The sequence below is a fragment of the Thermaerobacillus caldiproteolyticus genome (assembly GCF_015326725.1).
GTDB classification, from domain to species: Bacteria; Bacillota; Bacilli; order Bacillales; family Anoxybacillaceae; genus Thermaerobacillus; species Thermaerobacillus caldiproteolyticus.
Window position 1 is genome coordinate 2,934,551 of record NZ_CP064060.1, and the last position, 13,651, is coordinate 2,948,201.

A 13,651-nucleotide genomic window follows, 5' to 3' on the forward strand; every position below is an offset into this window, starting at 1 on the left:
CTTTTTTAAAGGTGAAATTTAAGAAAAATTGACACCTGAGTGAAGAATCACATTCGCATAAGGAGTCGCTTCTCCTGTACGGATGATGGCTTTTGCTGATTTTGTCATTTCTTTCAATCGCTCATGAGAAACGAATTGTTCTGGGACGGTCTTCAATCGCTGATGAATTTCTTCATACATCTTGATATTGTTCGTTTTAATTTCTTCTGCAAGTGTAACCGCTTCAATCTCCAACTCTTCTAAAATCGCATCTAATACAGACAGAAACGGCGGGAATCCCTTCACAAGCGATAAATCAATTCGTACAACATCATCGGGAATCGGTAATCCACAATCAGCAATGACAATCGTATCCGTATGTCCTAGAGAAGCTAAAACCGTGTTTAATTCTCGATTTAAAATGCCATGCTTTTTCATTCCAAACATCCTTTCTTTGTTTTTAGAAACTGACGAACTTCGTCTTCTGTCGGCATCCCTGTTTGCGCTCCCAATCTTGTCACAGACAACGCTGCCGCAGCATTACCAAATAAACATGCTTCTTCTAAACGCATCCCTTTACTTAAAGCTACCGCAAGCGCACCATTGAACGTATCCCCTGCTCCTGTCGTATCTACAACAGGAACGCTAAAACCCGGTATTAACGTCGGCTGTCCGTTTTTCATCATCGTTACGCCACGTGCTCCTTCCGTGACAACTAATTTATGAGCAAATTGGCTTACATCCATTCCGCCAAAAATAACGTCGCGCTCATGTTCATTTGGTGTCAGAATATCGACTTGCTCTACTAATTGTTGTGGTAGCGGCTGTGCTGGCGCTGGATTTAGAATGACGCGGACATCGTGCTTTTTCGCTAAACAAGCGGCTTTTTCAACAACGGACAACGGAATTTCCAACTGTAATAAGCAAACATCACTTTGAGCAATAATTTCTTCGCAATGTTCTATATCTTCCGGACAAAGAGCATGATTGGCTCCAGGAACAACAATGATTCGATTATCGCCATCTGATATTGTGATCGAAGCAATTCCCGTTTCTACATATGTAACCGGTTTCACATTATCGATGCAAACACCTTCCTGTTCCAGAGAGTGAAGAAGCTCCTTTCCAAATGTATCCGTACCGACCGCACCAATCATGTGAACCCTCGCTCCTAAACGAGCGGCTGCCACCGCTTGATTCGCCCCTTTTCCTCCAGGAATCAGGTGAAACTGTTCTCCGAGAATCGTTTCACCTTGTGAAGGAACACGGTTTGCTATCGTTACAAGGTCCATATTAATGCTTCCAATGACAGTAACCACTGGCTTTGTCATTTCCTTTCCCCCTTACGCGTCGATTGTCTTTCAATAAGTTCGACAGGCAGCACATAATGAATTTGCTCAAGCGGCTTCCCTTCAATTTTCTTGACTAAAATTCTTGCCGCAATCGCTCCCATTTCATAAATGGGTTGCGAAATCGTCGATAGTTCAGGCGTTGTCATCTCTGTCAGCGGAATGCCATCATAGCCGATAATTGCAACATCTTCCGGCACGCGAAGTCCAAGCTGCTGAACAGCTTTCAGAGCACCAACCGCCATCGCGTCATTTCCGGCAAAAATCCCATCAATATCATATTCTTTCAAAGCTTGTAATACCGCTTCCTTCGCTTGTTTCAGCTGATAGTTTCCAAGAATAACTAGACGTTCGTCCCAAAGACCTAACTCCTTCATTTCATCACGATAACCATTAAAACGTTCTACTGCATTGACAACGTGCGAAGGACCTTGAATATGGGCAATCCTTCGACAGCCGATTTCATATAAATGTCGCGTCGCTAGCCGCGCTCCACCGTAATTATCTGCAATCACAGATGGAAATGAATGGTTTAGTGGTCGATCCAAGACAACAACTGGAACATTGATTTCAGACACTTCATCTAGTTCCAATTGATTGGTTGTTAAAATAATGCCATCAACGTATTTCTGCTTCAATACTTCCATATATTCTTTTTCTTTTTCATTCTTCTCATCAGAATTACACAAGATCACAGTGTAATCATAAATATTCATGACATCTTCAACCGCGCGAACAAGCTCTGGAAAAAAAGGGTTTGAAATGTCCGGAACAATTAATCCGATTGTTTTTGATGTCTTTTTAAAAAGCGTCCGCGCTACTTCATTCGGTTTGTAATTTAATTTTTTAATCGCCTGTCTCACACGTTTTTCCGTTTCTTCATTTACATAACCGTTTTGATTCAACACTCGCGAAACTGTTGCGACAGAAACACCTGCTAACTTAGCAACATCTCGAATCGTTGCCATATTCATTCTCCACCTTATTTCATGTAACCGGTTACATGAAGTATATCAAAAAATATAAAAAATAATCAAGTAAGTTAATCTGCATATTTCTGAGATTAGCACATAAAAACTGTGAATATCGATGTATTAGAAACCAAAAAACTCACCCAAATTGGCAGAAACACAACTGCAATTGGAAATAGAAGCCCAATAAATTTTAGTTAATCTTTCCGTTTGACAAAAAATCTTAACATCGCCTTGTCAAAAACATCATAAAAGACGAAAGATCATGAACTTGCCCCGCATTGACCATGCGGCTACAATTTGTCCTCTAATTATGAACGGGCCAAAGCACTTTTACGTTCATATCCTTGGACTCAACATCATTCCTGAGCATTGCCGCGCGGAGCGAAAATCGTACCAAATTGGGCTTACAAGTGGGGGAACTTGCTATATAAAGCAGATTAACCAATAAAAATAACAGTAGCAAAAAAGCACTTAAACCGCTATTTATTTTATTTCTTATTCAGCTAACAGGTACGTTAATGCAACAAGGGACAAAAAATGAACACTTTCAATTTGAAGGTTTTTAATAATCCTAAAATCAACATCAAACGATAACAGAGCCAAGTATTTATAAAGCTTTCTCATCAATTTTCAACAAACTGCTTACACCTCTTTTCTCAAAAAACTCCATAACATTACAAATTTAATTACAAAATCAAATTTCACATTACATATACATCATGCAAACCAATTATTTTAACCATTCAGTTCATAAACCGTCTTTCTTTTATGCATTTTTCTTAGAGTTTTGGTAAAACTTCATTTTCTCATTCGCTATTTCTCTAAATATATCAGTTGACTACTTCAGCAAATCATGCAATAATCAAAACGTAATGTAACGTTACATTACTAATTTAGTAATCTTTCTTTTCTGATTACAAATTCATTACAAATGCATTCTAAAAAATCAGAAAGGAGAGAGGTAAATGAAGAAAAACTTTCTTAAGAAATTAGCAGCAGGATTTTTAACATCTATTTTGCTCGTTGGAACGGCAGGATGTTCAAATGCATCAGATTCTGCAAATTCCAATTCATCTAAAAACGGAAAAGTGGAATTAAAAATCGGAACATGGGCTGGTGCACAAGAACTAAAAGAATTTCAAGCGATCGTAGATAAGCTTAATAAAGAATCGAAGGACTATCATTTAACCATCCAAAGCATCCCTGCTGATTACTACAAAAAAATTCAAACAATGGCAGCTGCGAAACAGGCACCTGATTTATTCTGGTTATCTCAAGAATACATACCAATGTATGCCGAGTTAGGGGTAATCGCTCCACTTGATGACTACATTAAAGGAAATCCTAAAGTAAATCTTAATGACTACTTTGAAGGTCCGTTACAAGTTGGAAAAGTCAATGGAAAACTTTACGGCTTACCTTGGATTAACCAACCTGTGATGCTTTACTATAACAAAACACTCTTTGAAAAATCGGGTGTTGAACTTCCAAAACCAGACTGGACATGGGAAGACTTTGAAAAAGCGGCAAAAGCTTTAACAAAAGATACGAATCACGACGGGAAAGTAGATCAATTTGGAACGGTTATCGATGGCTGGCCACCAATTGCAACATGGGTTTGGACATATGGCGGAGAAATTATTGATAAAAATGGGAAAGTTCGCATCGATGAGCCAGAAGCCATTGAAGGTATTAAAATGTTGAATAAACTCATTAATGTGGACAAGGTAACACCTACTAAAACTCAAGCACAAAATACGGGCGGTCCAGAAATGTTTAAAACAGGAAAGGTCGCCATGTTCTTCGGTGGTGCTGGCGACGATTTCGAAAAACAAGTCGGAAATGCTTTCGAAATCGGCATGACAAAAGTGCCTCATGCCAAAACAGAAGCAACTTTCAGTTGGATTGCCCACACAGTCATGTCGAACAATACAAAGAACAAAAAAGTCGCCGCGGAAGCATTAGTTGACTTGACAAATGCGATTCACGATTGGAAAATACTTCCTCCTACAAAATCAGACTTAGAAAAGGTAGAAAAAATTCGTCCAGATAAAAAATATGCGGTTGATATCATCAAAGAAAGTGCAAAAATGGCACGCGGCTTCAATAACCAGAAGCAGCAAAACGAACTTGATAACGCCATTTGGCAAGAATTATACGAGCCAATTCTTCTAGGCAAAAAATCCCCAGAAAAAGCAGCAAAAGACGCTGCAGAAGCACTTCGCAAAATCTTAGGTCAATAATATCCCCTTACGTAAGAATAAGCTGATGAAAGTCAGCTTATTCTTACTTTACTGAGTTAAAAAGAGGTTGATAAAAATGAAGAAGTTGTTAAAGAAATACGAAGGATTGCTGTTTATATCACCATGGATCCTTGGATTTTTCATCTTTACATTGTTTCCAATATCGTTTGCCTTTTATATCGGATTTACCGATTGGAACTCCTTCACCGCACCGAAATTTATTGGTTTAGACAATTATATCAACCTATTTAAAGATCCCAATTTCCTAAACTCGCTGAAAGTCACCGCTTTATATGCTATATTTGCTATTCCTTTAGGAATCATATCTTCCTTAACCATTGCCGCCATTGTGAATGTGAAAGTAAAAGGAATCTATTTGTTCCGTACAGCCTTATATCTTCCCGCCGTTGTATCTGGCGTATCCATTGCTCTTTTATGGAGATGGATTCTCGATCCTGATTACGGTTTGATTAATTTACTATTATCATACATTGGTATCTCTGGACCGAACTGGCTTGGCGATCCGTCTTGGGTTTTACCTTCCTATGTGATGATGGCCATTTGGGGAGCCGGCGGCGGAATGCTAACATACCTTGCAGGATTACAAGATATCCCCCGCAGTTTATATGAATCAGCGGAAATTGACGGGGCAAATTGGTGGCACAAATTCCGCCATATTACCCTTCCGATGCTGAGCCCAGTAATTTTTTACAATCTCGTCATGGGAATTATCGGCTCATTCCGGAAGTTTAATGATGCTTATATTATTGGCGGTGCTGAAAATCAAGGAAAATTTTATATGGTCTATTTATACGAAAATGCCTTTAATTTTTATAAAATGGGATACGCGACAGCGATGGCATGGGTCCTTTTTGTCATCATCTTGCTTTTAACGTTGCTTGTTTTTAAAACATCACCTTTATGGGTTTATTATGCCGGTGAAATTCAAAGCTCAAAATCAAAAAAGAAAAAGACATTCGAGAAAAACGTATTCAAAGGTTACGAAATCAACCGTTTAAAAGGTGCGGAAATCAATGGTTTAAAAGGTTCAGAAATGAATCGTTTAAAAGGGACGGAAATCAACGGTTAAGGAGGGGAATCCTCTTGACATTTACGTTAACAAACCCACAGCGAAAAAAAATTCAAGCCTTTTTTGTCTACCTGTTTCTGATCATCGCATCTGCGGCAACGGTATTGCCATTACTTTGGATGATCTCCACCTCATTAAAATCCGGAGACATCATCTTTCAAATTCCGCCAAAATGGCTTCCTGATTCTTTCTATTGGGAAAACTATCGACGTGCCGTCACCGATATTCCATTTTTTCTATATTTAAAAAACACAGTTATCATTACAGGATGTCGAGTATTTGCCGAAGTGTTTATTTCTGCCCTTGTTGCTTATGGGTTCGCTCGCTTCGACTTCCCAGGTAGAAATATTTGGTTTATTATTCTTTTATCGACAATCATGCTGCCTGGAGAAATTACGATGATTCCTGTATTTATGATGTTTGAAAAACTTGGATGGATTAACACATTCAAACCTCTCGTCGTCCCTGCCTTTTTCGGTGGGCAAGCCGTGTTTGTGTTTCTGTTGCGTCAATTCTTTTTAACGATACCAAGGGAATTAGAAGAAGCCGCCTTAATCGACGGGGCAACAAGATTCCAAATCTTTTATAAAATCTTTCTCCCATTATCCAAGCCTGCTTTAATCACCATTGGATTATTTTCCTTCCAAGGTTCGTGGAACGACTTACTAGGACCATTAATGTACTTAAATGATTCGAACAAATTTACATTACAATTAGGTCTCGCGATGTTTAACGGAATGACGAAAGTCGAGTGGGGCCCATTAATGGCCGCTTCCATTTTAGTATTATTGCCTACACTTCTCCTTTTCTTCGCGATGCAAAAATACTTTGTTGAGGGAATTTCTGTTACTGGAATTAAAGGTTAATACGGGATTTAAAGGAGAATTCCTTTAAATCCTCTATACTTATCTTTAAGGGATTGAGGTCGGTTCTGATGCTTCCAACAGCTGATTTACAAGATAATATGTTTTACCGAATCATTCTTTATACTTACTGGTTCATCTTATGTAATGTGTACTTTTTCCTCTTATGTATCCCTGCATCCTTATTTCTGCTCTTTCAGTGGGATTACTCCAATCTATTCACGTGGTTGATCTTATTTCTTGTTACGATTCCAATGGGACCTGCCCTTACTGCATCCTTTAGTGTCATGGGGAAATTAGTGAAAGAAAAACAAGTAGAAATAACGAAAACGTTTTTTAAGAGCTTGAAAGTAAATTTCGTTCAATCCGCTCTCTTCTTTTCAATTCAGTGTATTCTTATTACAATATTAATTGCTGATATCGCATTTTTAAAAAACTATCCAATCGGTCATTATATTCGTCCACTATTATATTCACTTTTAATCATGAATGTATTAGTAGGATTATATGTATATCCTTTGCTCTCTCGTTTTTTCATTACCAATAAATCGGTGTTAAAATTATCAGTATGGTGTTCATTCACGAAATGGAAAACAACATTATTGCTACTTGCTTTGCTTTTATTTACAGGTTTCATCCTTTATTATATTCCTAAGGTATCTGTATACTTCTTAATTGGTCCTTTCTGCTTTGCTGTCATGTTGATTATCAATGACCTATTTCAAGAAATCGAGACCATGTTTCAACCGCATCATTAAACACTTGGTGCTGAGGTCTATTAGAATAGTAGGTGTTGCCATATGAAAAAGAAAGTAACGATGCAAGATATTGCCGATCAATTAAATATATCGAAGAATTCGGTATCGCAAGCCTTAAGAGGAAAAGAAGGCGTGAGCGAAGAAACTCGGGAGCGAATTAAACGTGTGGCTGAGGAAATGGGCTATCAATATCCAGGAGCACGAAAGCAAAAGAAACCAGGAAGAACAGGGAACATCGGATTAATCGCTTCCGATTTTGCGTTCTCCTTTAAAAATTTTTTTGGAGAAATTTATTTGAGCATTGAAAAAGAAGTCGTAAAACGGGGCATGAACTTACACATTCAATCGATTAATCGCGATCAAAAAGAAAACCTTATTTTACCTTCTTTCATCGAAAATAAGATGGTGGATGGAATCTTAATTCTTTCGCACATCAGTACCGAATATATTAATAAAGTCATCTCTACCGATATTCCGACTGTGCTTGTTGACTACCATCACCCTAATATTCATGCGGATGCCGTGCTAACCAATAATCGTTTTGGTGCTTATCTTGCGGTACAACATTTAATTGAATTAAATCATCGTGACATCGCTTTTGTCGGCAATGTGAAATATTTGCCTAGCTATGAAGAACGTTATGAAGGATATTTGCTCGCGTTGCGGGAATATGGCATCGAACCAAACGAGGAGTTTATTTTCAAAAATGCGGAAGAAAAAGAAGAAGTCATTCTCCAGTATATTCAGCAATTAGAGCAGCAACCAACTGCTTGGTTTTGCGCTAATGACAGGTTAGGATTTTTAGTCAACTCGGGCTTAAAACAACAAGGCATTCAAGTTCCTGATCAAGCATCCATATGCAGTTACGATAATGGTCAATTATCAAAAATCTCTACGCCGAAAACGACGACGGTTGATATTGATTTGGAACTTTACGGTAGAAGAGCGGTCGAACTGCTTTTCTGGAGAATGGAAAACAAAAACGAACCGTTCCAAGAAATTCTCCTCTCTTCTAAACTCATTAAAAGAGAATCGACCGCCTTGGCGCCAAAACGATCGTGAAAATATGCATCAAAAATAATATTCAAGGGGCTGTCCCAACACTTTTGGGATTCAGCCCTTTCTTCATTTCATCGGCAAAAAAGAATATCAATGCAATCCTATTTTAGCCTGTTATCAGAAACAAAAACAACAGTAGAAAAGATTGAAGATATTCGAGAAAATTATGATCGCTTAGTTCAAAAAGAAATAAAAAGGAAAACCAGCTAGATGGGGAGCTGTTTAGAAAACAGCCTGTCGATGGAGTAAGTACTACTAATAAAATCATCCATCGAGGCGTTTACCCGGAGGAATCAATTAAGATAAAACTGTGACAGCTTATCCCCTCCTAATGCCCCCCATCGCCAATGTTACTTTCCGCACTTTTCGCGTACAGGCTACCTATTTTAAGTTGCCCGGAACAGATTTAGAAAGTCTTCCTGAGTTAGACGCTGCGATTGGGGATACAGCTGGACGCAAAATACGCATCTTTCCACCTCCTTTCTTAGTAAGTAAAAAAATTCACTGTCAAGAATTAAAAAACACTTTGTAGCGCAAAATCATCGCATCACCGTTAAGTTACTTTGTTTCAGATTGTTGTGCATGAAGTAAGCGCAACACTTGTTTAATTTTTCGCTTTTCATAAGGGCAAGGACGCTTTCCTTTACGTATGCGATACAATGGGCAATGATTCCCTTGACATGCAGGACGAAAAAAGCACGCCTGACAATGTTCATCTTGTTCTTCTCCTGACGTGACCCATAAGGCTAATTTATCGAAATCAACGTCCATTGTTCCATCGGCATGAAGCCGCCCAACATGGTTATATTCCTCCTGAAGGAAACAAGTACATTTATACACTTGACCATCGGCACCAATGACAAACGAATGTGGCTTTGCCGCATAACAAACCGCCCCAGTAGGCATTAACATCGACTCAATGATCGAACTCATATTTAACCCACGATTTATGCCAAATTCCGTAAACTCCCATATTTTCGTTTCTGCTGTACGATTGTCACATATCGGTAATCCTTCATCGTTTGCTCCCCCCCATTTACCAACAGGGCGACAGAAAATTTGAAAGCGCGGGTCTCCCGCAAAATAACAAGCTAACTCTTCTAAAAAATGCGGAATGTGTGAAAGGTTGTCTTCATCAAAATTAATGCGCAGGTAAATTTCAAACGAATCATTTAATGTTTGTATATCTTTCAAATGGTTAAGTATCGTTTCATACGTAGGTCCTCGATTCGTTAGTGCTCGGCGCGAATCATGCACGTCTTTGCTTCCATCGAGTGTCACCATAAAACGATTCACTTTATATTTCAATAACGTTTGCAGTGTTTCTTTTGATAAATAATAGCCGTTCGTTGACATTTCCGCTTGATAGGTTACGTCGTGCCGATCGGTCCATTCTACTATCGTTTCGCTTAATTCTTCGATGATATCAAGCGCTAATAGAGGCTCTCCACCAAACCAACTGACCGTAAGATGTTCCAATCTAGGAATTTTATTTTCAAAAAAATGTTTTAACCCATTGACAACATCGCGGCTCATGTTTCCGCGCGAAAAATCTTGATAACAGTATGTACAACGAAAATTACATGCTTCTGTAGGAAGTACAATAAGGTGCATCGTATCCGTCCGATGTAACGTTTGATGCAAAAATTGGGCACGCTTTTCCTCGTTCACTTGCTGTGAAACAAGAAACCCGCATTCGGCAAGCGTTTTTTCAATAGGCAGTAAGTCTCGATCAATGCCGCTCCGCTTTAATGCTTGCAACACAGTTTTTTTCTCTTCCTCTGTCACAACACCGATTGCCCCTGTATAACTATTGTAAAGAATGAGTTCACCACGTTCTGTTTGTGAAATCGCATTAAATCGAGATGGAATCCATTTCATACTTCTCATTGCTCCTACACCCTTTTTATAAAATCATATAAAGACATACACCTTTTGGCTGTTACGTAACAAGCACCCTTTTTGACCACTATAGCTGTCGCTACTGAATTATTGTAAAGAAATAAACAAGTATGAACCCATCGTGGTCTTGAACGTTATATGAACATTTTTCTAAAAAAAATTGACAATGAACAAACGAAATGGAGCGTGTTTACGCTCCATTTCGTTCCAAAAAGACATCGATCTCGCTTGGCTATCCTTTCAGTGACATCGACACCTCGGTTCATTAATGCATCAAAATAATTAATGTTCAACATATGCGAAACGATGAGGAAACAGCATCTTCCATCAGAGAAAGGCAAGAATACCAAAAACGGAGAGATGAACAATTCCCGAACCACAAAATTCCTCGAAAAAAAAGACTCCCTATTATTGCTTATAACTTTCGAGGAGTATCTCTTTATTTTTTGCTAATGTAACACTGTTGATAAACTATATACTAAACAAGGCTGCCCCCTATACCTTGGGGGCAGCCTCCCGTTTTGCTATTCATCTTTGTTATCTTTATCGTTCACATCTTTCTGGTCTTCAATTGGATCTTCTCGGTCTGGGACGTTATCGTTTTCATCATCGCCAGGTCCGTTGTTCGTGTCGTCTCCTGGAGGTACATTCGTGTTGTTGTTGTCATTGAGATTTTTGTCATTGAGATTATTGTTATTGTCGACGTCATCGTTTTGGTTGATATCATCAGCCGGGTTCATATCCGTATCGTTGACGTCTTGATTTTGTGATGGCGGTGGCGGATTTTGGTTGTTATCATTGTCATTGCCCCAATTACAACCAGATGCAAGCATAATCGCGACTAGTGAACCAAATAGCTTCAATAAAAGCCATTTTTTATTCATGTTTCCTTCTCCTTTCCATACATAATAAAGTGACCTATGTAAAAACCGGTCCTTGTTTATGTTGCCCAGAAAGAAGAATTTCATGCAAAAAAACCTCTCTTTCCTTAATTTTGCGGAAAGAGGGCAGACGTCTTCACCTATAATCTCATTATTTGTCTGAAATCCTTGATTTCAGTTTTCTGCTTGAGGAAGCGGAAAGAAAGAGATTCGATCATACATTCATGCCGTTCAAGTTCTTCGTTTCATTCACCGTATCGTTCAACTATATGGTTTATGATTTAATCAAAATAAGCAGCTCAACTATCAATGACATTTTTAAATAGCAGATGAACCGTTTCTTCTAGCCCCTTTTTTCTCTTTTTATCAGGAAACGCACACTTTTGACAAAATTCCCCCTTTCCTCGACAGCAATAAAATGTTCCTTGGAAAGGGGGATTTGGTTAGGCGTCTTTCTTTTCTCCAAGAGCAAACATAATTTCTGTTTCGCAGACAAGTTCCCCATCGACGGTAGCGATACCTTTTCCTTTGCCGATCGGACCTTTAGCGCGGATGATTTCAACTTCGAGACGAAGCTGATCACCCGGTTTCACTTGCTTTTTAAATCGGCAATTGTCAATGCCTGTGAAAAAGGCGAGACGACCGCGGTTTTCTTCTTTTTTCAACATCGCTACTGCACCAACTTGTGCCAATGCTTCGACGATTAACACACCAGGCATCACCGGATATTCCGGAAAATGACCGACGAAAAATTGTTCGTTCGCACTGACGTTTTTAATACCGACCGCACGCTTTCCTTCTTCGATTTCTAAAATACGGTCGACTAATAAAAATGGATAACGGTGTGGAATAATGTCTTGAATTTGTTGAATATCAAGCATATGTAAGCCTCCTTTGTTTTTGTACCTCTCCAATGGAGTAAATATAAAAGGGAGGTGAGAAAAATGGAAGAACGGTTAAAACAGTTCGTGTAAGAAATGCGTGAGTTCCGCTCGGAAGTAAGTGAGAGATTCAGTAACCTTGAAAACGCCTTTCAACAAGTTAATCACCGATTGAGTAACGCCGAAAACTATTTAAGTCAATCATTGGCTTGATCATATTGAAAAATCGTTTAATAAATGTCAAACAACAGCTTGATAACTGTTGAATTTGATTAAAAGAAATAAAAAATGCATTGAAACATCACACAATGTTGAGGATTGACCCTCCAAATATAAGAAAGGACATCAGAACTGTCACAAACGATACAGACAGATATCGATCTTCTGTTTAGAGAAGTAGAAGCCATTAAGGGATAAACGAATAAAATCGCGCAACGACACTTGCTAAGTAACATTTGTTCAGTCAAACATAGACCGTTTCTTTACAATAAGCGATGAATAACAGAAAAAAAGAAGGCATGTACCTTCCTATTCCCTGTTATTGACCTTTTCCATCTTTCTCGACAATATCAACAATCCGCTGCCATGTCGACGGTTTGAATACGTCGAACGGTTTGCCATCGCCAATGACGCCGTAGCCAATCATCGCACCGAGCACAGTGCTTATGATCATGAGAAAAACGACAATAACGAGGCGAAGCCAGATCGGGATTAAGCGGGTACGCTGCCATGTCCAGCGCTGCTTCTTCTGTTCTGTTTGTTTTTCCTCTTGGCGTTCTTCATTCATCCCCACTTCTCCCTCACTACGAGCGAATTCCATTAATTAAGCCGAGCATTTGATCGGAAATTGAAATTGATCGGGCGTTCATTTGATACGAGCGTTGTGTAATCATCATATCAGTTACTTCGGTCGATAACTCAACGTTCGATTGCTCGAGCGCGCCTTGCTCCATACCAATTTGTTGACGTAAATTACCAGTCATATCGACTATTACATCTGCTTCATTGACATTGAGTGCATTTAAGTTCGGAAGAGCGAACAAATTCTCCCCAACGGACTGCAATAATTGCGGACGAAGGATAGTTGTAATACCAAGATCGACTGTTTGAGTGACTCTTCCGTTTGGATCAGTGACAGTCAGCGTTCCTGTGTTAGAAATGGTGATATTTTTAAACCCGTCTTGAATGAAGATGGGTTCATTATTGCTGTTGAGAACAGGATGACCATCGCTTGTGACAAGCATGAGTTCATTCGGATTGTTAGCCGATGGACTCAAATAAAAAGCGCCGTCCCGAGTATAGCGGATCGCCCTCGTTCCATTGTCCTCTTGGACAAGGACGCGGAAAAATTGTCCTTCTTTTGTCAGAGCGACGTCTAAAGACCGCCCCGTTTGCATAATCGGACCTTGCTTGAGAACGAGATTTGTTTCCGCTAGCTTTGCGCCAACACCGAGTCGTACCCCGTCAGGAGTCAAGCGATTTACCTGTTCGCGCGGCAAGTTATTAAACTGCTGCACAAGCAGTTCACCAAAACTTGCTTCACGACGTTTAAATCCGGTAGTATTGCTATTGGCAATATTGTTACTAATCACGTCAAGCTGTTGTTGCAGTTGATTCATTGTATTCGCTGCAGTAATCATTGAACGTAGCACGTAAAATCCCCCTAAGCTCG

At 39.2% G+C, this 13,651-nt stretch carries 13 protein-coding genes; 5 read left to right on the top strand and 8 right to left on the bottom strand.

Annotation, left to right across the window (positions count from 1 at the left end; all coding sequences use genetic code 11):
* Positions 1-18: 18 nt before the first annotated feature.
* From rbsD to ISX45_RS14720, 3 genes are read right to left on the bottom strand one after another with little or no spacing between them, the layout of a single operon-like run.
* The gene (gene rbsD, locus ISX45_RS14710) at positions 19-417 is read right to left on the bottom strand and encodes a D-ribose pyranase (protein WP_181555424.1); all 399 of its coding nucleotides are present in this window, start codon (positions 415-417) and stop codon (positions 19-21) included.
* A complete protein-coding gene (gene rbsK / locus ISX45_RS14715; RefSeq protein ID WP_181555423.1) occupies positions 414-1,310 on the bottom strand; it encodes a ribokinase in 897 nt (298 codons plus the stop codon). The genes rbsD and rbsK overlap by 4 nt, the downstream gene beginning before the upstream one ends.
* Positions 1,307-2,296, bottom strand: coding sequence for a LacI family DNA-binding transcriptional regulator (locus tag ISX45_RS14720; protein WP_181555422.1), 990 nt, complete (start codon positions 2,294-2,296; stop codon positions 1,307-1,309). The genes rbsK and ISX45_RS14720 overlap by 4 nt, the downstream gene beginning before the upstream one ends.
* A 971-nt stretch (positions 2,297-3,267) precedes the next feature.
* On the opposite strand from ISX45_RS14720, the gene ISX45_RS14725 reads away from it, so the two are divergent.
* The 5 genes from ISX45_RS14725 (at position 3,268) to ISX45_RS14745 (ending at position 8,318) form a co-directional block, all read left to right on the top strand.
* Positions 3,268-4,545 carry an ABC transporter substrate-binding protein gene (locus tag ISX45_RS14725; protein ID WP_194519328.1) on the top strand — a complete coding sequence of 426 codons (1,278 nt, stop codon included), beginning with the start codon at positions 3,268-3,270 and terminating at the stop codon, positions 4,543-4,545.
* Between the two features lie 76 nt (positions 4,546-4,621).
* Complete coding sequence (locus tag ISX45_RS14730; RefSeq protein WP_181555420.1) at positions 4,622-5,635, top strand: carbohydrate ABC transporter permease; 1,014 nt, start codon at positions 4,622-4,624, stop codon at positions 5,633-5,635.
* A 14-nt stretch (positions 5,636-5,649) separates the two neighbouring features.
* Entirely contained in the window at positions 5,650-6,501 is an 852-nt protein-coding gene (locus ISX45_RS14735) for a carbohydrate ABC transporter permease (protein ID WP_228485561.1), read from the top strand.
* 68 nt (positions 6,502-6,569) lie between these two features.
* A complete protein-coding gene (locus tag ISX45_RS14740) occupies positions 6,570-7,256 on the top strand; it encodes a DUF624 domain-containing protein (protein ID WP_194519329.1) in 687 nt (228 codons plus the stop codon).
* Between the two features lie 42 nt (positions 7,257-7,298).
* Positions 7,299-8,318 carry a substrate-binding domain-containing protein gene (locus tag ISX45_RS14745; RefSeq protein ID WP_181555418.1) on the top strand — a complete coding sequence of 340 codons (1,020 nt, stop codon included), beginning with the start codon at positions 7,299-7,301 and terminating at the stop codon, positions 8,316-8,318.
* 555 nt (positions 8,319-8,873) lie between these two features.
* On the opposite strand, the gene ISX45_RS14750 is transcribed toward ISX45_RS14745, so the two are convergent.
* From ISX45_RS14750 to ISX45_RS14770, 5 genes are all read right to left on the bottom strand, one after another.
* Positions 8,874-10,205, bottom strand: a complete 1,332-nt coding sequence (locus ISX45_RS14750; protein WP_194519330.1) for a radical SAM/SPASM domain-containing protein — start codon at positions 10,203-10,205, stop codon at positions 8,874-8,876.
* Between the two features lie 536 nt (positions 10,206-10,741).
* Entirely contained in the window at positions 10,742-11,101 is a 360-nt protein-coding gene (locus ISX45_RS14755) for a hypothetical protein (protein ID WP_181555415.1), read from the bottom strand.
* A 440-nt stretch (positions 11,102-11,541) separates the two neighbouring features.
* Entirely contained in the window at positions 11,542-11,979 is a 438-nt protein-coding gene (fabZ, locus tag ISX45_RS14760; protein WP_181555414.1) for a 3-hydroxyacyl-ACP dehydratase FabZ, read from the bottom strand.
* A gap of 538 nt (positions 11,980-12,517) precedes the next feature.
* Positions 12,518-12,766: a DNA-directed RNA polymerase subunit beta gene (locus tag ISX45_RS14765; protein WP_181555413.1), complete on the bottom strand. Its 249-nt coding sequence runs from the start codon at positions 12,764-12,766 to the stop codon at positions 12,518-12,520.
* 16 nt (positions 12,767-12,782) lie between these two features.
* The gene (locus ISX45_RS14770; protein WP_181555412.1) at positions 12,783-13,631 is read right to left on the bottom strand and encodes a flagellar hook-basal body protein; all 849 of its coding nucleotides are present in this window, start codon (positions 13,629-13,631) and stop codon (positions 12,783-12,785) included.
* Between the last annotated feature and the right edge of the window lie 20 nt (positions 13,632-13,651).

What these genes read in the sequence shown, in the direction of transcription:
- rbsD (WP_181555424.1), bottom strand. Translation starts at nt 417, where the DNA reads ATGAAAAAGCATGGCATTTTAAATCGAGAATTAAACACGGTTTTAGCT.
- rbsK (WP_181555423.1), bottom strand. Translation starts at nt 1,310, where the DNA reads ATGACAAAGCCAGTGGTTACTGTCATTGGAAGCATTAATATGGACCTT.
- ISX45_RS14720 (WP_181555422.1), bottom strand. Translation starts at nt 2,296, where the DNA reads ATGGCAACGATTCGAGATGTTGCTAAGTTAGCAGGTGTTTCTGTCGCA.
- ISX45_RS14725 (WP_194519328.1), top strand. Translation starts at nt 3,268, where the DNA reads ATGAAGAAAAACTTTCTTAAGAAATTAGCAGCAGGATTTTTAACATCT.
- ISX45_RS14730 (WP_181555420.1), top strand. Translation starts at nt 4,622, where the DNA reads ATGAAGAAGTTGTTAAAGAAATACGAAGGATTGCTGTTTATATCACCA.
- ISX45_RS14740 (WP_194519329.1), top strand. Translation starts at nt 6,570, where the DNA reads ATGCTTCCAACAGCTGATTTACAAGATAATATGTTTTACCGAATCATT.
- ISX45_RS14745 (WP_181555418.1), top strand. Translation starts at nt 7,299, where the DNA reads ATGAAAAAGAAAGTAACGATGCAAGATATTGCCGATCAATTAAATATA.
- ISX45_RS14750 (WP_194519330.1), bottom strand. Translation starts at nt 10,205, where the DNA reads ATGAGAAGTATGAAATGGATTCCATCTCGATTTAATGCGATTTCACAA.
- ISX45_RS14755 (WP_181555415.1), bottom strand. Translation starts at nt 11,101, where the DNA reads ATGAATAAAAAATGGCTTTTATTGAAGCTATTTGGTTCACTAGTCGCG.
- fabZ (WP_181555414.1), bottom strand. Translation starts at nt 11,979, where the DNA reads ATGCTTGATATTCAACAAATTCAAGACATTATTCCACACCGTTATCCA.
- ISX45_RS14765 (WP_181555413.1), bottom strand. Translation starts at nt 12,766, where the DNA reads ATGAATGAAGAACGCCAAGAGGAAAAACAAACAGAACAGAAGAAGCAG.